Here is a 19,246-nt window from a genome sequence, read left to right as displayed (position 1 = left end):
CTCGCTTGTCCGAAGCGAAACGAGGATCACCATGGACGACGAAAACGAACGCGCGGCCCGCGCCAAAAAGGGCAGTCCCTTTCTCAGCACGGCCCAAGCCGCCTTCTATATCGGGCTCTCCCAGCGCACGCTGGAAAAGATGCGGCTCACGGGCAGCGGCCCGAAATTCCGCAAGCACGGCCGCTATGTCCGCTACCACATCGACGAACTCGACGGATGGTCGAAAGGACACCCGCAGTACGCCGGTAACGAGGGTGGTGAGGCCGGTTCCGGCCAAGCCGGCCAGGGAGGCCGAGCATGAGCCGGCGCCCTTCCATCCGTCTGATCGGCAGCCGCCTGCGGCGCCTCCAGGCACGCAAAACCATCGCCGCTGCCGTGATTGGACTGACCGTGATCGGCTTCGCCGGCACCGTCAAACCAAGGCCCTGGCTGGTCTTGAACGCCTCTGCCAGCGCGCCCGTCGGCCTCTATCGCCTCGGGTTTGCAGCGCCGGCTCGGGGCGATCTGGTGCTCGCCCGCCCGCCAGAATCGCTCGCCGAACTCGCCGCCGAACGCGGCTATCTGCCCCGCAACGTGCCGCTGGTAAAACGTCTTGCCGCGGTTCCGGGCGACGATGTCTGCGCCTTCAATGACGCGATCATCATCGAAGGCGAGATCGTCGCGCGACGGCTGGCGAAGGATACCCGAGGCCGCCCGCTGCCATGGTGGAACGGGTGCCGGACACTCGCCGACAACGAAATGTTCCTGCTCGGCAGCGACGATATTCGGTCATTCGACAGCCGCTACTTCGGGCCGGTGCCGCGCGCAAATGTCATCGGGAGGCTCGTGCCGCTATGGACCGAGTGACCCTGCTGATGTTCGGCATGATCGCCTTTGCGCCAAGCGCCTGTTCCGCCTCGACCGGCGCTGAGCCGGTCGCCATCTCCCAAATTCCGCACCTTCAAAGGTGGCAGGAGTTCACAGACGAAGCAAGCAGACGCTTCCGTATTCCTCAGGCCTGGATTTACGCCGTCATGGATGCAGAAAGCGGCGGCAAGACCATGCTCGACGGCCGCCCAATTACCTCACGCGCGGGCGCAATGGGCCTCATGCAGGTGATGCCGGAAACGTATGAGGACATGCGTGCCGAGCACGGTCTGGGAGCCGATCCGCACGATCCGCGTGACAATATTCTCGCCGGAACCGCCTATCTCAGCGCCATGTTTGACCGCTTCGGATTCCCCGGCCTGTTTGCCGCCTATAACGCAGGACCCGAGCGCTACGAAGAGCATTTGAATCGTGGGAAGCCGCTGCCCAAGGAGACGGTTGCCTATCTCAAACAGCTCAGGGGGACGGGGATTTCGGCGGACGACATTGATCAAGTCGAAGGGGACTCCAAGGCGCCAAATAGCCAAAACGCTCCCTCCGGCCGCTCGCTCTTTTTCCTTCGTAACGGCGTTCGCGCCGGCGAAGCGAAAGGCGATCTCTTTGTGCCGCTGCGCGTCAATCGCGCTCGGACGAAACCGAATGGCGGGTGACTCGGCGAGCGGGGACGCGGTTTTGCGGGGCCGAAAGGGCGGGTGCGGAAGCCGGAAAGCGGAAGGGCGGCGTAAGGCAAGATAAAGGCATTGCCTCCAGGAGGCGGCGAAGTCTTTGTCTGCACATCGTTTTTCCCGGAGGCTGCTGGCAGAGCCGGGAGTGTGGGACACGCAAGTATCTGACACTGCTTGAAATTCTGGGAGGCCACGATGCAGGATGACGAATTCAGGCCGAAGCTCGGCAGAATAGGCTCACGCGGCTCGAAGGCAGGCAAACGCTTCGCCAGCCAGGTCCAGGCGGCGATCAACAGAGCCGGCGGCCGGCCCCAGCGCGGCGGCCGCTTTAACGGCAGCCGGGCAGGGCGCGGCGGAGCGGCCGCCGCGCTGCTGAAATCACGCGACAGGTATGCTGCCTTCCGGCAGCGGCGGGTGGTGGTCAAGGCGCGCGTCGTCAAGCTGGCCGGCAAAGGCCAGGGTGGGGCGCGTGCGCATCTGCGCTACATCCAACGCGACGGCGTTACCCGGGAAGGCGCGCCTGGCGAGCTCTACGACGCCGACAGTGATCGCGTCGACGGCAAAGCCTTCCTTGATCGTGCCGATGGCGATCGGCATCAATTCCGCTTCATCGTCGCACCCGAAGACGGCATCCAGTATGACGACCTGAAGCCACTCACGCGCCGGCTCATGGCGCAGATGGAGGAGGATCTCGGCACGAAGCTCGATTGGGTTGCCGTCGATCATTTCAACACCGGCCATCCGCACACCCATATCATCGTCCGTGGCAAGGACGACCGCGGCGAGAACCTCGTCATCGCGCGGGAATATATCTCAAGCGGAATCCGCGAACGGACCGCCGAGCTGGTCAGCCTCGATCTCGGTCCACGAACCGATCGCGAGATCGAGCACCGCCTGCGCCAGGAAATGGAGCAGGAGCGCTTCACCAGCATCGACCGGCAGCTGCTCAGCATCCGCGACAGCGACGGACTGGTTTCTCCGGTCGGCCGCGACGCCTTTCGACAGACCCTGCACCAGGGCCGCCTGCGCAAGCTCGGACGGATGGGTCTGGCCGAGGAGATCAGCTCCGGCCGCTGGCGCCTCGACGATGAGCTCGAAGCGACACTGCAGCGCATCGGCGAGCGCGGTGACATAATCAAGACGATGCACCGAGACATTGCGGGTAGAGGACTATCCCGAAGTGCAGCCGACTGTGTGATCCACGATCAATCCGGGCAGCTCGCGCAACCTTTCGTTGGCCGCCTTGTGGCGCGCGGGCTTGCCGACGAGATCAACGACCGCCACTACCTCATTGTGGATGGGGTGGACGGGAAAAGCCACTACATCGATGTCGGCAAAGGCGAGGCCACCGAACCAACGCCCGACGGCTGCATCGTCCGTGTCACGCCGAGAAATACCGGGCCGAGGCAGGTTGACCGCACCGTCGTCGAGATCGCTGCCGTCCATGGCGGGCGCTACAATGTTGATATCCACCTGAAGCACGATCCGTCTGCCAGCGAACGCTTCGCCGAAACCCATGTGCGTCGTCTGGAAGCCATTCGCCGCGAGACCGGCACTCTCAGGCGCGAAGCCGACGGCACATGGATCATCGCGCCGAACCATCTCGACCAAGTCACCGACTACGAGCGCAAGCGAGCCATGGCTGTGCCTGTTGTCGTCGACAAGCTCTCATCAATGCCGCTGGATCAGCAAATCGGGTTCGACGGTGCCACCTGGATCGACCGGGAAATGGTTTCCGATGCACCGGAGGCCCTGCGCAACTCCGGCTTTGGCCGTGAGGTGCGGGAGGCGCAAGCCCGCAGGCGGCAATGGCTGATTGCTCAGGGTCTCGCGCATGAAGAGCAGGACCGCACCGTCTATCGCGCCAACATGATTTCGATCCTCCGCCAGCGTGAACTGAACCGTGTTGCCGATCAGCTCTCGGAAGAGCTCGGTCTGTCCTATGCTGAAGTGCGACCCGGAGACCGGGTACAAGGCACTCTCCGCCGCTCAGTTGAGCTCGCCAGCGGCAAATACGCCCTTATCGAGAAATCGCGCGAGTTTGTGCTCGTCCCGTGGCGGCCGGTGCTCGAGCGGCATGTCGGCAAAGAGATTTCTGGCATAGTGCAGCGAGACGGTATCTCTTGGAACATCGGTCGGCAAAGGAGTGGGCCTAGCGTTTCGTAACTTGTGTGGCAGCCATGCGTGAGTGCGGTGTGCCTTGGACTGGCCCGGCAAGAGTTCGACCAAGGCGCTCCGAGAGCGTGAGTGCCACCAGCTCTGGTAGGTCTATCGGACCAACGACAGCGCGCCCCGTGGCCAATTGCGATCCCATTCTAACCAATATGCTCGGGCTCGCGCCAGATCGCCGTTAAGCTTGCCGGAGCTCGCGCAAACGTCGAGGACATTTGCTGAACCAGCTCGACAAAAAACAAGGGATCGAGCTCCTCCCGGCTGCTGTCGCTGTGGATGCCCTTCCACATGGCATGAGGATAAGGGCATTCCGAGCAACGAGTCCGCCTCCGCTTCAATGGCTCGCGAACGATCTGACGAGGTCGAGCAGTTTGGCCATGCGCTTCGAGCATCAGAGTATCGCCGCTTTCCAAGCTGATGGGTGGACGAGGTGAACCGCTATTATGCTCCGAAAGGCGAGGCTCGTCGCATCGATGGGTGTAACAATGTCGACATCGGCGATAAACGTTACGAGCATCGTCGGCTGTAGGCGAGCATCATGCTTCCGTCCCAATTCGGGAGGGGAGCCATGAGCAGCCCCAACACCTCGAAAATTGGCCTTGCCTACTCAAAAGACCGCGACCGTGCGCAGCCGATTCATAACCCAGCAACGGCACATAAAAACGAACTGCTGCTGCGCATGTCTCCGGCCGACCCGCAATTGCTCAGCCCACACCTTCACCGCAGCTATCTGCCATTGAGAACCCAACTCGAAACCGCAAACGCCCCTATAGAGGCTGTCTACTTCTTTGAGATGGGGGTCGGCCCGGTGGTGGCGAAACTCCGGCCGGAGCTCGACGCCGAAGTTGTCGTAGTCCGGTTTTTGTAGCACATCAGCTGTCCGCTTTGGGTTGACGGCGAAGCCCGGATGAAAGCGGAAGAACACCCGCGGCCGCTTGCTGGTTCAGGTGACTGCCGCGGCAGGCTCCTGCGCATGTGCTTGTCGCTGCCCTTGCGTCGTTTCCGGTGAAGCGCCGACCTCGTGTCGAGACGCAGTCAAGATTGGCCGCCGCGCTGCCGCGGGCGCTGCGACGCTTCCAGGCCACGCCTTGAGGGGCGTTGGCCGCCGGCCGGGATGTCAGCGTGCCGATGGAAGCCAGGGTCGTTGCCAGGCGCTGTTTGGCATTGTCCAGAACTGATGAGTTTGGCGCAAGTTCCAGACGGCCGACAGTGCGCGTGAGCAAACATGCAGGAGTTTGCCAAGGCGGCCAGCAAGGCAGTCGAACAGGCAAAGGGAAGGTCCGGGTGACTGCATCCCTCAGCGGAGATGACGAGTAGCCCGCCGCTTCGATCTGATGAGTTCAAGCAGCTCAGCCTCATCCGCGTCAGCCTCTTCTTCCAACGCGACCAAAATATCCAGGGCGAGATTGTCCGCCTCCAACGATGAGCGGGCGATATGCTCGTCACTGCATATCTGGTCGAATACCCGTTGGCATAGATCGAGATCGGCAGGGTATAGACCGACCCGTTTGAACGGCATTTTGAAAACCCCGAAGCATTGTAGCAGTCAGTGGATCTAAGGGCCGTTAACTGGGCGAGTCAACAGCATGTAAAAAGCGGATATTGCGAGGATCGTTACGCCTCAGCCGACTACGGAAACTCGTCGCAACTGGCGGTTGGTGGACGCAAGCCGGCACCGCGCGTACCGTTTCTCGCTGGTCAACACGTCCTCTTCTATCCACTGGCTGGATGGCAGCCATCCCAACAATCGATTTTACCTGTTTTACCTAATTCTACTAGGAGGCTCAGCGCCGGGCGGTGCCCTTCGGGTCGGCTGAGGCTACCGGGAAGAATTCGGAGACGATCATGTGCGGGATTGTTGGTATCGTTGGGCATCAGCCGGTGTCTGATCGGTTGGTCGACGCTTTGAAGCGTCTCGAATATCGAGGATACGACTCAGCCGGCGTTGCCACCATCACCGAGGGCTCGTTGCACTGCCGGCGCGCCAAGGGCAAGCTCATCAATCTCGAGACGAGGTTGAAGGAAGAGCCACTGAGTGGCACCATCGGCATCGCACACACGCGCTGGGCAACGCATGGGGCACCGACTGAGCGCAACGCGCACCCGCACTTTACGGACGGTGTGGCCGTCGTTCACAACGGCATTATCGAGAATTTCGCCGAGTTGAAGGACGAACTGGTGGCGGCGGGCGCCGAGTTCCAGACCGACACCGACACCGAGGTCGTCGTGCATCTCTTGGCAAGACACCGCCGGGAGGGCATGGGGCGGGGTGAGGCAATGCACGCCATGCTGAAGCGCGTCAGGGGCGCCCACGCGCTTGCCATTCTCTTCGAGGACGATCCGTCGACCATCATGGCGGCGCGCAATGGACCACCGCTGGCGATCGGTCACGGCGACGGCGAGATGTTCCTGGGCTCCGACGCCATGGCGCTAGCTCCCTTCACAAATGCAATCACATATCTCGTCGACGGCGACTGGGCCGTTATCGGCAAGGCAGGCGCCGATATCTTCGATTTCGATGGCCATCCCGTCGAACGTCCGCGCCAGACTTCCACGGCCGGGGCATACCTGGCCAATAAGGGCAACCGTCGCCACTTCATGGAGAAGGAAATTTACGAGCAGCCCGAGGTCATCGCCCGTGCGCTCGGTCATTACATCAACTTCGAAGGGAATCGCGTCGATACGGTTTCGAGCATAGATTTCGCCAGCATCCCGAGCCTGGCGATCTCGGCTTGCGGCACCGCCTATCTGGCCGGACTGATCGCAAAATACTGGTTCGAGCGCTATGCGCGCCTGCCGGTCGAAATCGACGTTGCGTCCGAATTCCGCTACCGGGAGATCCCGTTGCCGCCCGAATCGGCGGCTCTTTTCATTTCGCAATCCGGCGAAACCGCCGATACGCTCGCGTCCCTGAGGTACTGCAAGGGGCGTGGGCTGAAAACCGGCGCTGTCGTCAATTCCCGCGAATCGACCATCGCTCGGGAGGCCGACGCGATCTTCCCGATCCTTGCCGGCCCGGAGATCGGCGTCGCCTCCACCAAGGCTTTCACGTGCCAGCTTGCGGTTCTGGCCACACTCGCCATCGGCGCTGCCAAGGACCGTGGAACGCTAACTGAATATGAGGTGAAGGCGCTCGTCCGGAGCCTTGCCGAAATGCCGGGCGTCATGGGCCGGGTACTGAACAGCATCCAGCCAGATATCGAGCTCCTGTCGCGCGAACTGTCAAAGTGTCATGGTGTCCTGTATATTGGCCGCGGCACCAGTTTCCCACTGGCGATGGAAGGTGCGCTAAAGCTCAAGGAGATTTCCTACATCCATGCTGAGGGCTATGCGGCTGGCGAATTGAAGCATGGTCCGATCGCATTGATAGACGAGAACATGCCAGTGATCGTCATCGCGCCACATGATCGCTTTTTCAACAAGACCGTCTCCAATATGGAGGAAGCGGCCGCCCGTGGAGGGCGGATTATCCTCATCACCGATGAAAATGGGGCCGCTGCGTCGAAACTCGACACGATGCATACGATCGTGCTGCCGGCCGTCGACGAGATTATCGCACCTATGATTTTCTCGCTACCGATACAGCTTCTTGCCTATCATACGGCGGTCTCCATGGGCAAAGATGTCGACCAGCCGCGCAATCTCGCAAAATCGGTCACCGTCGAATGATTGTGACGCGCTCACAGGTGGCATGCGTCCATCGGAAATACACTTCAAAGCGTCACCGGCATTAGGATGTCGACGAGACGCAGATCAGGTCTGCGGCCAAATGGGCATATTTGCTCCACCGAAAGTTCCAGTCTGAGCGATCCTGCCCATTCCCTCATCGCACCTGGTCGTGCGTAGTGTGCATTTCAGTTCACATCGCACCGCGCGATGCTTGGCCCCGCATGTCCAGAACTGCGGAGCAAGCCAATGACGCCTACGAAGTTGCTGATTGGGCAGATCGCCGTCGTGTTCGCAATCGTGATACTCGGCGTATGGGCGGCCACGCAGTGGTGCGCCCACATGCTCGGCCATCAACCGCCACTCGGCGCGCCATGGTTAGTCGCGGCTGGCTGGCAGATCTACAAGCCGTGGAAACTGTTCGAATGGTGGTTCCACTTCGACGCTTATGCGCCCGAGGTCTTCGATAAGGCCGGTGCGCTTGCCGGCGCCAGTGGGTTGGTGGGCTGTGCCGCCGCGATCGCCGGCTCGCTCTGGCGCGCGCGACAGCTCGGGTCGGTCACCACATATGGCTCGTCAAGGTGGGCCGCGACTCACGAGATCGAGACGGCAGGGCTGTTTCGGCCGGCCGGCGTTTTCCTAGGCAAGCTGAAGGATCGCTATCTGCGCCATGACGGGCCCGAGCACGTCATGGCCTTTGCCCCAACACGATCAGGCAAGGGCATCGGACTGGTTGTTCCAACTCTTCTATCCTGGACCGGCTCGGCCGTCATTCACGATATCAAAGGCGAGAACTGGCAGTTGACCTCCGGCTGGCGCTCGAAGTTCTCCTACTGTCTCCTGTTCAATCCGACCGATCCGAGGTCGGCGCGCTATAACCCGCTGCTGGAGGTACGAAAAGGTCCAGATGAGGTCCGCGACGTCCAGAACATCGCCGACATCCTGGTAGATCCGGAAGGCGCGCTGGACCGGCGGAACCACTGGGAGAAAACCAGTCACTCACTCTTGGTCGGCGCCATTTTGCACGTGCTTTACGCCGAAGAGGAAAAGACGCTCGCTCGCGTCGCCACCTTCCTGTCGGACCCGCAACGCTCGTTTGCCGCGACGCTACGGCGGATGATGACGACCAACCATCTCGGCGCGGCGGATAAGCCCCAGGTCCATCCTGTCGTGGCCTCGGCAGCTCGCGAGGTGTTGAACAAGTCGGAGAACGAGCGTTCAGGCGTTCTTTCGACCGCCATGTCGTTCCTCGGCCTCTATCGCGATCCTACCGTGGCGGCAGCGACATCAGCCTGCGACTGGCGCATTGCCGACCTCCTGGATGCCGAGCGACCGATGTCACTCTATCTGGTCGTGCCGCCATCGGACATCTCGCGCACGAAGCCGCTGGTGCGACTTGTGCTCAATCAGATCGGCAGGCGTCTGACGGAGCGGCTGGAGGGGGATCCTAAGAAGAGCAGGAAGCATCAACTGCTCATGATGCTGGACGAATTCCCGGCGCTCGGTCGCCTTGATTTCTTCGAAACCGCGCTCGCCTTCATGGCCGGCTATGGCATCCGTGCATATCTGATCGCGCAATCCTTGAACCAGATCTCCAAGGCGTATGGGGACAACAATGCCATTCTCGACAACTGCCATGTGCGGATTGCCTTTTCCTCCAATGACGAGCGCACGGCCAAACGCATTTCGGACGCGCTCGGCACGGCAACGGAGCTGAGGTCCATGCGCAACTATGCCGGCCATCGCTTGGCCCCCTGGCTGTCGCACGTGATGGTTAGCCGCCAGGAGACCGCCCGCCCACTATTGACACCGGGCGAGGTGATGCAGTTGCCGCAAGCCGATGAACTGGTGTTGGTTTCAGGGCTGCCGCCGATCCGGGCAAAGAAGCTGCGCTACTACCAGGATCGAAATTTCACCGAGCGCGTGCTTTCTGCGCCGGTATTGCGCGGCGGCGCTTACGCGGATCGGCCAGTACCGCGCCCGGACTGTTGGATCGGGCAGGTGCGGGGCGTTGACCGCCGTCTTGCTGGCGGCGGCGAAAGCGCGGGCGAGGCAATTGAAGATGAAGGAGGTGTCCAGCAACAGCGACATCCGGGTCTGCCTGAAGAGCATACAGCCGTCACCCTGGAGCCCGATCGGGACGACCTGCTCAAGCCCGCGGACGATGATAGCGAGGCAGTTGCCGACAGGCGCGTGATGGACCGAATTTCCACTGCCGCACGCGCCTATGGCATCAACGAGGGAACGGGCGACAACAAGGACATCGTACCCGGCTTCTGAAAGAAGCTGCCGAAGGCAGAGCGCAAATCAGCGTAGATAACGGCCATAAGCAATTTCGAGGAAGTCGCCGATGCTCGTTCCCGCCCGCGCAACAGCGCTGGGACAGTTGGAACGAGCCACATGAGCCCTCAGCGCATTCGTCATCAGTTTCTGCTCGAACCCGACCTGAGCAAGAAACTGGACGACCTCAACCGCGATCCATCGACGACCAAATCAGCGATCGTGGCGAAGGCAGTCGAGGCCTTTATCGAGCGGCGTGGCGAGAACGAGCTCGACCGGCGCTACGGCGTAAGGCTCGACCGTCTTTCTCGTGACCTCGGTCATGTCAGACGCGACGTCGAGATGATCCTAGAGAGCCTGGCGCTCTTCATTCGCTTTTCCATCACGCTTCATGCTCACACGCCAGTCCCGGACAGGGCGACGCAGGCGATTGCCCAGGAGCGCTTCGACAATTTCGTCGAGCAAGTGGGCCGCCAGATCGCCTCCGGCAAACCGTCGCTTGGGACGGATAATGGCGGGGGAGGGGAAGGATGAGTTCTCATCCGGAGGTCGACCATCGCCATCGTGCCATGTTGCGCACCGCCATGGGCCCGGCAATCGCTGAGGCCCTTGCCGATTCATCTGTTGTCGAGGTGATGGTCAATCCCGACGGTGCGCTGCGGCTCGACCGGCTGGGAGAAGGTCGGGTCGGTACCGGCGTGCATATGCACCCATCCGAGGCGGAACGCATCGTTCGCCTGGTCGCTTCCCATGTGCGTGCCGAGGCGCATGCGGGTAGTCCGATCGTCAGCGCCGAACTGCCCTCGGGCGAGCGCTTCGAGGGGCTGTTGCCGCCAGTCGTTCTGGCGCCATGCTTCGCCATCCGTAAACCGGCCGCAAAACTCTACACGTTGGCCAACTATGTCGCCGACCAAATCATGCTGCCGCTGCAGGCCGATGCGCTGAGGAAGGCCGTGCGCGAGCGGCGCAACATATTGGTCGCAGGCGGCACGTCGTCGGGTAAAACCACGCTCGCCAATGCGCTGCTGGTCGAAGTCGCGGAATGCGACGAGCGGGTAATCCTGATCGAAGACACACGCGAGCTGCAGTGCGCTGCCAAGGACTGCGTTGCACTCAGGACAAGACGGGGCTCGGTGACGCTTGCCGATCTCGTACGCTCGACGCTGCGGCTCAGGCCCGACCGCATCGTCGTCGGCGAAGTCCGGGGTGCGGAAGCCCTCGATATGCTGAAGGCATGGAACACTGGCCACCCCGGCGGCATCGCAACGGTTCACGCCAATTCGGCGCGCTCCGCCCTCTACCGGATCGAGCAACTCGCGCAGGAAGCCGTCGTCACTGTACCACGCCGTCTGATCGCCGATGCCATCGATCTGATTGTCTTCATCGCCGGGCGCGGATCCTCGCGCCGCGTTGACGCCATCGCCGAGGTCAACGGTCTCGACGGCAGCGGCGATTACGCCGTCACCCAACTGACGCTCCCGCAACTTCAGCAGTTTTGAAAGGCCAATTCATGTGCAAGAAGCTTCGCTTTCTTTCGTCCACCGCGCTCGTGCTTGTTCTCACGGTCTCAGCCCGCGCAGCAGGCTCCGGCATGCCTTGGGAACAGCCGCTGCAGCAGATCCTGGAGTCTGTACAGGGACCGGTCGCCAAGATTATCGCCGTGATCATCATTATCACCACGGGCTTAACCCTTGCCTTCGGTGACACCGCAGGCGGTTTCCGCCGGCTGATCCAGATCGTCTTCGGGCTGTCGATCGCCTTCGCGGCATCGAGCTTCTTTCTCTCCTTCTTCTCCTTTGGCGGCGGAGCACTCGTCTGATGGCCGCTGGAGAGCAGCATATTGAGGGCTTTGCGGTTCCCGTTCACCGGGCATTGACCGAAGCCATCCTGCTGGGCGGTGCACCGCGAGCGGTGGCGATCCTCAACGGCACGGTGGCCGCAGCTATCGGCCTCGGTTTGCAGCAGTGGATCGCTGGGCTGGTGCTGTGGATTGCCGGCCACACGCTGGCGGTCTTTGCCACAAGACGCGATCCAGACTTCGCCAGCGTGCTCGTTCGTCACCTTCGTCTGAAGGGATGGTTGGCATGCTGAACCTGTCAGAATACCGCAGCAAAGCCGACAAACTTGCGGACCATCTGCCCTGGGCAGCGCTCGTCGCGCCCAGCATCGTGCTCAATAAGGACGGCAGCTTTCAGCGGACCTTACGGTTCCGCGGGCCCGATCTCGAAAGCGCGACGGAAGCAGAACTTGTCGGCATCTGCGCCCGGGCAAACAACGCGTTGAGAAGGCTCGGCTCCGGCTGGGCATTGTTCTTCGAAGCCGAGCGCATAGAGGCGCTCGGCTATCCTAACTCAACCTTTCCCGACGCCGCGTCTTGGCTGGTCGATGAAGAGCGACGCGCGGCCTTCGAGGGCAAGGTCGCGCATTACGAGAGCCGCTATCACCTGACTTTGCTGTTCATGCCGCCCCCGGACGCACGGGCGAGGGCTGAAAGGGCGCTGGTTGACGCACACCAATCTGGCGGCGGGAGAGACTGGCCCCAGGAGCTGGCGCGGTTTCGCGACGAGACCGACCGGGTCCTCGATCTTTTGTCCGGTTTCATGCCCGAGGTGCGCGTGCTCGACGATGCCGAGACCCTGACTTACCTGCACGGCACAATCTCGACCCGCCGCCATCCACTTGCTGTCCCGGAAACGCCGATGTATCTCGACGGCATCCTGGTCGACGCGCCACTTACCGGCGGCTTGGAGCCGATGCTCGGCGAACACCATCTTCGCACCCTTACCGTCCTCGGATTCCCGAATCTCACCCGGCCCGGAATTCTCGACGCGTTGAATCATCAGGATTTCGCCTATCGCTGGGTGACGCGCTTCATCCCGCTCGACAAGACGGAAGCAACGAAGACTCTGACACGGTTGCGCCGCCAGTGGTTTGCCAAGCGCAAATCGATCGCGGCCATCCTGCGCGAGGTCGTGACCAACGAACCTGTCCCGCTGGTCGACAGCGATGCCGACAACAAGGCGCTCGATGCCGACGCAGCCCTTCAGGCGTTGGGCGGCGACCATGTCGGCTTCGGTTATCTCACCACAACGGTGACAGTGTGGGATGAGGACCATCAAGCCGCCGCGGAGAAACTTCGCGCGGTCGAGCGAATCATCAATGGGCTCGGCTTCACCACCATCCGCGAAAGCGTCAATGCGGTCGAGGCGTGGCTCGGCTCGCTGCCTGGTCATATCTATGCCAATGTTCGCCAGCCGCTCGTTCACACATTGAACCTTGCGCATCTCATGCCGTTGTCGTCGGTCTGGGCAGGTCCTACAGCGAACGAGCATCTCGCCAAGGTCACCCAGCGAGAGGCCTCGCCACTTCTGTTCGCAGAGACCAACGGATCGACACCATTCCGGCTATCAACCCATGTCGACGATGTCGGCCACATGCTGATCGTTGGCCCGACCGGCGCCGGCAAATCGGTGCTGATTGCCCTGATTGCACTGCAGTTCCGGCGCTATGCAGGCGCGCAGGTCTATGTCTTCGACAAAGGCAATTCGGCGCGCGCGGCAGTCCTTGCCACGGGTGGAGAACACCACGCGCTGGGTGCTGACGGTGCGCTCGCCTTCCAGCCCCTGCGCAATATCGGCGACCAGGCTGCCCGCAGTTGGGCAGCCGAGTGGATTGCCGGCCTCATTGCCCATGAGAATGTCACCGTCACGCCGGAGGTGAAGGAGGCAATCTGGTCGGCACTCACCAGCCTTGCCACCGCGCCGGCGCAGGAACGCACGCTGACCGGCCTTTCGGTCCTGCTTCAGTCCAACGGGCTGAAGTCCGCGTTGATGCCCTACACACTCGACGGTCCTTTCGGCCGCCTGCTCGACGCCGATGATGATCGGCTGGCCTTATCGAATGTGCAGTGTTTCGAGACGGAAGAGCTGATGCAGAGCCAAGGCGCTGTGCGGCCTGTGCTCACTTACCTGTTCCATCGTCTTGAAGAGCGGTTCGATGGAAGGCCGACGCTGCTGATGCTCGACGAGGCTTGGCTCTATCTCGACAATCCGCTCTTTGCCGCCCGTATCCGCGAATGGCTGAAGGTGCTCCGAAAGCGGAATGTCTCGGTGATCTTCGCTACGCAATCGCTGGCTGATATCGCGGGCTCTTCAATCGCGCCGGCGATCATCGAGAGCTGCCCCCAGCGCATTTTCCTTCCCAATGATCGTGCTGTGGAACCGCAAGCGCGGGCAGCCTACGAGCGCTTCGGCTTGAACGAGCGGCAGATCGAATTGATCGCCCGCGCCACGCCGAAGCGCCACTACTATCTTCAGTCACGTAGCGGAAACCGTCTCTTCGAGCTCGGGCTTGGCCCCATCACTCTTGCGCTTTGCGGCGCTTCCGATCCGGCGACGCAGACCCTGATCGACAAAATCCAGTCCGAAGACGGGCAAGACAGCTTTGCCTCCCGCTTTCTGAGCGCGCGCGGCCTCGATTGGGCTGCCCAGCTTCTCCAGCAATTCCCTCAACCAGACATGGAGCAATCCTCATGATTGGACGCCGTCTTTTCACCAGCCTGATCACCGTTTCCCTGATCGCCAAGCCAATGGCCGACTATGTGCAGCCGGCCTACGCCCTTATCGTGTTCGATCCATCCAATTATGCGCAGAACGTGCTGACGGCGGCGCGCGCGCTGGAGCAGATCAACAACCAGATCCAGTCGCTGCAGAACCAGGCAACCATGCTGCAGAACATGGCGCGCAATCTTCAGCGTCTGGATTTCTCTTCCGTGGGCCAACTCACCGGTTCGCTCCATCGCATTGACGGTTTGATGGACCAGGCGAGTGGCCTCAGCTTTGATCTGGGCAAGCTTCAAGACCAGTGGCGCAGCCAATATCCAGAAAGCTACGAGGCCACGGTCAAGGTCAGCGATGTGGCAACCGCTGCGCGCGAGCGCTGGCAGAGCGCCATGCAGGCGTTCCGCCAGACCATGCGGGTCCAGTCGCAGATCGTCGAGAACGTCCGCGCCGACGGCGACCTGCTTGCCGATCTCGTCAACCGCAGCCAAGGGGCAGCCGGTGCGCTTCAGGCAAGCCAGGCCACCAATCAGCTGATCGCGCTTTCAACCAAGCAGCAGATGCAGATCCAAACGCTGCTCGCGACTCAGTTTCGAGCTGAGGCCGAGGATGCCGCGCGCAAGGCGCAGTCCGAGGAAGCCGCCCGCGAGACGACCAAGCGCTTCCTGGGTACCGGCTCGGCCTATCCCGGCAACTGATCACCAACTCTGACGAGGAAGGCGGCGGCATGAACGACCTTGGCGTCATCGATCGCTTCATGGAGACCTTCATCCGCTACATTGACAGCGGGTTCGGTCTGCTTTCGGGCGACGTCGCCTTCCTCACCACCATCCTGATCGGCATCGACATCACGCTGGCCGGGCTGGCCTGGGCGATCGGCGACGAGCCCAACATTCTCGGCCGGCTTACCCGCAAGGTGCTCTATGTCGGCGTCTTCGCCTTCATCTTGAATAATTTTAAGAATCTCGCCGACATCATCTATCGCTCCTTCGCCGGCCTCGGCATCAACGCGTCCTCCGGCAATCTCTCCCCAGACAATCTCCTGCGCCCGGGCCGCATCGCCGCGACCGGTTTCGAAGGCGCTTGGCCGCTGCTTGATCAGGCAAGTCAGCTGCTCGGCTTTCCAGAAATCTTCGGCAACGCGCTCACCATCTTCGTGCTGCTCATGGCCTGGTTCCTGGTCATCATCGCCTTCTTCATCCTTTCCATTCAGCTGTTCATCACAATCCTTGAGTTCAAGCTCACCACGCTTGCCGGCTTTGTTCTGGTTCCCTTCGCACTCTGGAATCGATCGGCGTTTCTGGCCGAGCGCGTGCTCGGCAATGTCATCTCTTCAGGCATCGAGGTGATGGTACTTGCCGTCATCGTCGGCATCGGCTCCACACTCTTCGGCGAGTTTGCTTCCGCGCTGCAAGGCAAGGAGCCGGACCTGGCCGCCGCGATGTCACAGGTGCTGGGCGCGCTGGCGCTGCTTGGGCTCGGCATCTTTGGGCCCGGCATCGCGTCGGGTCTAGTGTCCGGCGCGCCGCAGCTTGGCGCGGGCGCCGCACTTGGCACGACTGCGGCGGCTGCTGGTGCATCGCTCGTTGCCGGAGGCACGGCATTTGCTGGCGCGCGCATGGCAGCCGGCGGCAGTCTCGCCGCAATTCGGGCCGGCACAACGATGGGATCGGCTGCTTTAACGGCCTGGCAGATCGGGCGAGCAACCTCGCCCCACACCGGCCTGTCCGGTGTGGCTGCTGGATTGCAGGGCGTGACCAGTGCCGCCGGCGGCGCCGCAATGCGAGCAGCAAGAGCTGCCGCGGGAACGTTCGGGCGCAGCGCCGATGCTGGCCGGGAAGCGGCATGGACCGCGACCGGTGGTGCGCCCACCGCGTCCATGACTGGAAACCCAACCGCTGCAGATCCTAATGCCGCTCCGACGTGGGCAAGGCGCTTGCGTTCCGAACAGACCGCCCGTGCCCACCGCCACGCCGCCATGCAGGCTGTCCGTGAAGGCGACAGCCCGGGAGGCAGCGCCAATCCCTCTCTCAACGACAAGGACGACTAGATGCTGTTCAAGCGACCCGTTCAACGTTACGGCAAGACACCCGAACCGGTCACGCCGTATCAAAAGACCGCCCAGCTATGGGACGAGCGCATCGGCTCATCTCGAGTACAGGCTAGGAACTGGCGGCTCATGGCCCTCGGCTGTCTGGCCTTGGCGACCGGGCTCTCTGGCGGACTCGTATGGCAGTCGATGCAGAGCCGTGTTGTGCCTTACGTCGTCGAGGTCGACCGCTTCGGCGAGGCACGCGCCGTCGCGCCGGCTATCCAAGACTACGAGCCCTCCGACGCCGAGATAGCCTGGCACCTCGGCCGCTTCATCCAGAATGTCCGTTCCGTCTCCACTGATCCGGTGCTGGTGCGGCAGAACTGGCTGGCGGCTTACGACCTTGCCACCGACCGTGCGGCACTCTTCCTCAATGAGTACGCCAAGGCGAACGATCCCTTCGGTCAGATCGGAACGCGCAGCGTGTCCGTCCAGGTGACCAGTGTGGTCAGGGCTTCCGACAGCTCGTTCCAGGTCAAATGGACTGAGCAGGTCTTTGAGCGCGGCAGCCTTGCCAGCACCACGCGCTGGACCGCGATCCTCACCATCGTGATCCGCCCGCCAAGCAATACGGATCAGCTGCGCAACAATCCGCTCGGTGTATTCATCAACGCCATCGACTGGTCGCGCGAGCTAGACAGTGCCGCACCGACATCCGTTTCCCCGAAGGAGCCCGCCGATGACAAATAGAGCCCAATCGTTCCGTGCCGCACTGATCCTATCCGCATCGGCAGCAGTTCTCTCGGCCTGCTCATCGAAGCCAGTGCCGCCTGAAATCTCGTATGATGCTGCCGACTTCAAAGCAGCGGCAATCGAGAAGGCGCCAGAGACACCGGTCAAGATAGTCGAGGTGCCAAGGCCGTTGCCGCTCCCCGGCCAGTTGCAGCCAGAACCGGGCAAAATCGCCTACGACAAGCGCCCTCCTGAAGAACGCGTCGCCGACGCCAACAAGGCGGCGACGCAGCAACCCACCCGGTACGGCTACGTCAATGCGGTGCAGGTCTATCCCTTCACCGATGGCGCGCTTTATCAGCTCTATGCCGCGCCGGAGCGCGTCACCGATATCGCCCTACAGCCGGGCGAGAAACTGACAGCCGTGTCGGCCGGCGACACGGTGCGCTGGGTCATCGGCGATACCGTCAGCGGCACCGGTGACGACCAGCGCACCCATGTGCTGGTAAAACCCTTCGCGCCGGGGCTTAGCACCAATCTGGTGATCACCACGGAACGACGCACCTACCACTTGCAGCTTCAAAGCACCGATAAGACCGCTATGGCGGCGATCTCCTGGACGTACAGCGAGGACCAAATCGTCGCGCTCCGCCAGCGTAACGCTCAGGCCGAGGCTACCATGCCGGTGGCGTCGAACGTGGCGCTCGAAAACATTCGCTTTCGCTACTCGATTAGGGGCGACACACCGCCCTGGAGACCGACGCGAGCCTTCGATGATGGCAGCAAGGTCTACATCGAGTTCCCGCGCCGCATAGACCAGGGAGAGGCCCCGCCACTCTTCATCGTCGGCTCTGACGGGGACAACCAGCTCGTCAACTACCGCATGCGCGGCAACTACTACATTGTCGATCGGCTCTTCGCCGCGGCCGAACTACGCCTCGGCACCAAGCAGCAGCAAGTGGTGCGCATCACAAGGACGGACGGCCGGCAACCGCCGCGTCGCGTATCTCTCTTTGCGCGCTCCAGCAGGTGAGGAGAGGGGCCTTATGACTGACACTTCCCCATCCAATGCTCCGCCAAAACTCGATCCCGAGCAGCTGCAGTTACGGGCCTCGCCCCGCCGGGCCGTGCGGTTCAGGCGCGGCGTGATCATCGCCATCGCTGCCGTCGGGTCCGGTACCATCCTGGGCGTCACGATGATGGCGCTGCAGGGACCGGCGCTTCGCTTCAAAGAACAGGCGGAAGATCTCTACAACACTGACCGCAAGCCAACCCCTGAAGGACTTGAAACACTTCCCAAGGACTATTCCGGAGTGAAGCCGAACCATCCTGTGCTTGGACCACCACTGCCGGGCGACCTGGGTCGCCCCATCCTTGAGCGGCGGCGCCAGCTCGGCATCGCGCCAGGGCAGGACAACTCCGCCGAGGAGCAGCGTGTTGCCCAGCAAGCGATTGAGGCGCGCGAATCACAAGTCTTCTTCCGCATTGAAAATCAACCCAAGGAGGCGGGCATCGGCGGTAATGCGAAAAGTGCCCAGCAGCCGTTCGGGGCGCCTCCGCAATCTGATGCCGCTCGGCCGTCAGATTCCGTTGCCCCGGCTGAGGGCGATCAGAACAATCAACAACGAAAGCTCGATTTTGTCAGCCAGCGCAACACCAGCGGGATCTACAACCCGCATGCATTGCAGACGCCAGCTTCGCCAAATCAGCTCATGGCCGGCAGCGTGATCGCCGCAAGTCTCATCACCGGCATAAATTCCGACTTGCCCGGGTTTGTCGTCGCGCAGGTCACCGAGAACGTGCACGACACGCTCACCGGCAGCATCCTGCTTATCCCGCAAGGCTCGCGGCTGATCGGGACCTATGACAGCGTCGTCGCTTTTGGGCAAAAACGGGCGCTTCTGGTTTGGCGGCGAATAATACTGCCAGACGGTTCTTCGATCGAAATCGACAATCTGCCGGCGACAGACACTGCCGGCTATGCCGGGCTCGAGGACAAGGTCGATTTCCACACCTGGCAGCTGATCAAGGGAGTCGCGCTGGCCACATTGCTGGGCGTCGGCACCGAGTTAAGTTTTGGAGAAAACGAAAGCGATCTGGTCAAAGCGATCCGGGAATCCACTCAGCAGAACGTCAGTCAAGCCGGCCAGCGCATCACCGAGAAGAACCTCAATGTTCAGCCCACCATCACCATCCGCCCAGGTTGGCCACTGCGCGTCATCGTGCACAAGGATCTGGTGCTACGGCCATACGCGAGTTGAGCGGGAGTGAAT

18 protein-coding genes are annotated in these 19,246 nt (G+C 61.9%); 17 read left to right on the top strand and 1 reads right to left on the bottom strand.

What is annotated here, in order from left to right:
* Positions 1 to 31: 31 nt before the first annotated feature.
* The 5 genes from AC0L18_RS09790 (at position 32) to AC0L18_RS09770 (ending at position 4,572) form a co-directional block, all read left to right on the top strand.
* The gene (locus AC0L18_RS09790; RefSeq protein ID WP_473491906.1) at positions 32 to 301 is read left to right on the top strand and encodes a helix-turn-helix transcriptional regulator; all 270 of its coding nucleotides are present in this window, start codon (positions 32 to 34) and stop codon (positions 299 to 301) included.
* Positions 298 to 846 carry a S26 family signal peptidase gene (locus tag AC0L18_RS09785; protein ID WP_473491905.1) on the top strand — a complete coding sequence of 183 codons (549 nt, stop codon included), beginning with the start codon at positions 298 to 300 and terminating at the stop codon, positions 844 to 846. The genes AC0L18_RS09790 and AC0L18_RS09785 overlap by 4 nt, the downstream gene beginning before the upstream one ends.
* On the top strand, positions 834 to 1,517 hold the full coding sequence (locus AC0L18_RS09780; protein WP_473491903.1) for a lytic transglycosylase domain-containing protein: 684 nt from the start codon (positions 834 to 836) through the stop codon (positions 1,515 to 1,517). Before AC0L18_RS09785 ends, AC0L18_RS09780 begins: the two co-directional genes overlap by 13 nt.
* Before the next feature lie 210 nt (positions 1,518 to 1,727).
* A complete protein-coding gene (gene rlxS, locus AC0L18_RS09775) occupies positions 1,728 to 3,698 on the top strand; it encodes a relaxase/mobilization nuclease RlxS (protein WP_473491901.1) in 1,971 nt (656 codons plus the stop codon).
* Positions 3,699 to 4,272: 574 nt separating this feature from the next.
* Positions 4,273 to 4,572, top strand: a complete 300-nt coding sequence (locus AC0L18_RS09770) for a hypothetical protein (RefSeq protein ID WP_473491900.1) — start codon at positions 4,273 to 4,275, stop codon at positions 4,570 to 4,572.
* Positions 4,573 to 5,001: 429 nt separating this feature from the next.
* Here the strand turns inward: AC0L18_RS09770 and AC0L18_RS09765 are convergent, their stop codons facing one another.
* Positions 5,002 to 5,223, bottom strand: coding sequence for a hypothetical protein (locus AC0L18_RS09765; RefSeq protein WP_473491898.1), 222 nt, complete (start codon positions 5,221 to 5,223; stop codon positions 5,002 to 5,004).
* Between the two features lie 326 nt (positions 5,224 to 5,549).
* Here AC0L18_RS09765 and glmS point away from each other — a divergent pair, with 326 nt between their 5' ends.
* The 12 genes from glmS to AC0L18_RS09705 all read left to right on the top strand — a co-directional run bounded on the left by glmS (position 5,550) and on the right by AC0L18_RS09705 (position 19,234).
* A complete protein-coding gene (glmS, locus tag AC0L18_RS09760; RefSeq protein ID WP_473491897.1) occupies positions 5,550 to 7,373 on the top strand; it encodes a glutamine--fructose-6-phosphate transaminase (isomerizing) in 1,824 nt (607 codons plus the stop codon).
* A 246-nt stretch (positions 7,374 to 7,619) separates the two neighbouring features.
* Complete coding sequence (locus AC0L18_RS09755; RefSeq protein ID WP_473492063.1) at positions 7,620 to 9,650, top strand: conjugal transfer protein TraG; 2,031 nt, start codon at positions 7,620 to 7,622, stop codon at positions 9,648 to 9,650.
* A 120-nt stretch (positions 9,651 to 9,770) separates the two neighbouring features.
* Positions 9,771 to 10,184: a CopG family transcriptional regulator gene (locus tag AC0L18_RS09750; protein ID WP_473491896.1), complete on the top strand. Its 414-nt coding sequence runs from the start codon at positions 9,771 to 9,773 to the stop codon at positions 10,182 to 10,184.
* Positions 10,181 to 11,149 carry a P-type conjugative transfer ATPase TrbB gene (trbB, locus tag AC0L18_RS09745; protein WP_473491895.1) on the top strand — a complete coding sequence of 323 codons (969 nt, stop codon included), beginning with the start codon at positions 10,181 to 10,183 and terminating at the stop codon, positions 11,147 to 11,149. Before AC0L18_RS09750 ends, trbB begins: the two co-directional genes overlap by 4 nt.
* 11 nt (positions 11,150 to 11,160) lie before the next feature.
* Positions 11,161 to 11,469, top strand: a complete 309-nt coding sequence (locus AC0L18_RS09740) for a TrbC/VirB2 family type IV secretion system protein (RefSeq protein WP_008871922.1) — start codon at positions 11,161 to 11,163, stop codon at positions 11,467 to 11,469.
* The gene (locus tag AC0L18_RS09735) at positions 11,469 to 11,741 is read left to right on the top strand and encodes a VirB3 family type IV secretion system protein (RefSeq protein WP_473491893.1); all 273 of its coding nucleotides are present in this window, start codon (positions 11,469 to 11,471) and stop codon (positions 11,739 to 11,741) included. The genes AC0L18_RS09740 and AC0L18_RS09735 overlap by 1 nt, the downstream gene beginning before the upstream one ends.
* Positions 11,735 to 14,185, top strand: coding sequence for a conjugal transfer protein TrbE (gene trbE / locus AC0L18_RS09730; RefSeq protein WP_473491891.1), 2,451 nt, complete (start codon positions 11,735 to 11,737; stop codon positions 14,183 to 14,185). Before AC0L18_RS09735 ends, trbE begins: the two co-directional genes overlap by 7 nt.
* Positions 14,182 to 14,907, top strand: coding sequence for a P-type conjugative transfer protein TrbJ (gene trbJ / locus AC0L18_RS09725; protein ID WP_473491890.1), 726 nt, complete (start codon positions 14,182 to 14,184; stop codon positions 14,905 to 14,907). Before trbE ends, trbJ begins: the two co-directional genes overlap by 4 nt.
* A 29-nt stretch (positions 14,908 to 14,936) precedes the next feature.
* Entirely contained in the window at positions 14,937 to 16,259 is a 1,323-nt protein-coding gene (gene trbL, locus AC0L18_RS09720; protein WP_473491888.1) for a P-type conjugative transfer protein TrbL, read from the top strand.
* Positions 16,260 to 16,991: a conjugal transfer protein TrbF gene (gene trbF, locus AC0L18_RS09715; RefSeq protein WP_473491887.1), complete on the top strand. Its 732-nt coding sequence runs from the start codon at positions 16,260 to 16,262 to the stop codon at positions 16,989 to 16,991.
* Positions 16,981 to 18,006, top strand: a complete 1,026-nt coding sequence (gene trbG, locus AC0L18_RS09710; protein WP_473491885.1) for a P-type conjugative transfer protein TrbG — start codon at positions 16,981 to 16,983, stop codon at positions 18,004 to 18,006. Before trbF ends, trbG begins: the two co-directional genes overlap by 11 nt.
* Before the next feature lie 13 nt (positions 18,007 to 18,019).
* Complete coding sequence (locus tag AC0L18_RS09705; protein WP_473491884.1) at positions 18,020 to 19,234, top strand: TraB/TrbI/VirB10 family type IV secretion system protein; 1,215 nt, start codon at positions 18,020 to 18,022, stop codon at positions 19,232 to 19,234.
* Positions 19,235 to 19,246 lie beyond the last annotated feature (12 nt).

This window comes from Mesorhizobium sp. WSM4819, from assembly GCF_055811215.1.
This window is presented reverse-complemented; position numbering and strand designations above follow the sequence as displayed.

Excerpts from the sequence above, each read along its gene's own strand:
- AC0L18_RS09790 (WP_473491906.1), top strand. The coding sequence starts at position 32 with ATGGACGACGAAAACGAACGCGCGGCCCGCGCCAAAAAGGGCAGTCCC.
- AC0L18_RS09785 (WP_473491905.1), top strand. The coding sequence starts at position 298 with ATGAGCCGGCGCCCTTCCATCCGTCTGATCGGCAGCCGCCTGCGGCGC.
- AC0L18_RS09780 (WP_473491903.1), top strand. The coding sequence starts at position 834 with ATGGACCGAGTGACCCTGCTGATGTTCGGCATGATCGCCTTTGCGCCA.
- rlxS (WP_473491901.1), top strand. The coding sequence starts at position 1,728 with ATGCAGGATGACGAATTCAGGCCGAAGCTCGGCAGAATAGGCTCACGC.
- AC0L18_RS09770 (WP_473491900.1), top strand. The coding sequence starts at position 4,273 with ATGAGCAGCCCCAACACCTCGAAAATTGGCCTTGCCTACTCAAAAGAC.
- AC0L18_RS09765 (WP_473491898.1), bottom strand. The coding sequence starts at position 5,223 with ATGCCGTTCAAACGGGTCGGTCTATACCCTGCCGATCTCGATCTATGC.
- glmS (WP_473491897.1), top strand. The coding sequence starts at position 5,550 with ATGTGCGGGATTGTTGGTATCGTTGGGCATCAGCCGGTGTCTGATCGG.
- AC0L18_RS09755 (WP_473492063.1), top strand. The coding sequence starts at position 7,620 with ATGACGCCTACGAAGTTGCTGATTGGGCAGATCGCCGTCGTGTTCGCA.
- AC0L18_RS09750 (WP_473491896.1), top strand. The coding sequence starts at position 9,771 with ATGAGCCCTCAGCGCATTCGTCATCAGTTTCTGCTCGAACCCGACCTG.
- trbB (WP_473491895.1), top strand. The coding sequence starts at position 10,181 with ATGAGTTCTCATCCGGAGGTCGACCATCGCCATCGTGCCATGTTGCGC.
- AC0L18_RS09740 (WP_008871922.1), top strand. The coding sequence starts at position 11,161 with ATGTGCAAGAAGCTTCGCTTTCTTTCGTCCACCGCGCTCGTGCTTGTT.
- AC0L18_RS09735 (WP_473491893.1), top strand. The coding sequence starts at position 11,469 with ATGGCCGCTGGAGAGCAGCATATTGAGGGCTTTGCGGTTCCCGTTCAC.
- trbE (WP_473491891.1), top strand. The coding sequence starts at position 11,735 with ATGCTGAACCTGTCAGAATACCGCAGCAAAGCCGACAAACTTGCGGAC.
- trbJ (WP_473491890.1), top strand. The coding sequence starts at position 14,182 with ATGATTGGACGCCGTCTTTTCACCAGCCTGATCACCGTTTCCCTGATC.
- trbL (WP_473491888.1), top strand. The coding sequence starts at position 14,937 with ATGAACGACCTTGGCGTCATCGATCGCTTCATGGAGACCTTCATCCGC.
- trbF (WP_473491887.1), top strand. The coding sequence starts at position 16,260 with ATGCTGTTCAAGCGACCCGTTCAACGTTACGGCAAGACACCCGAACCG.
- trbG (WP_473491885.1), top strand. The coding sequence starts at position 16,981 with ATGACAAATAGAGCCCAATCGTTCCGTGCCGCACTGATCCTATCCGCA.
- AC0L18_RS09705 (WP_473491884.1), top strand. The coding sequence starts at position 18,020 with ATGACTGACACTTCCCCATCCAATGCTCCGCCAAAACTCGATCCCGAG.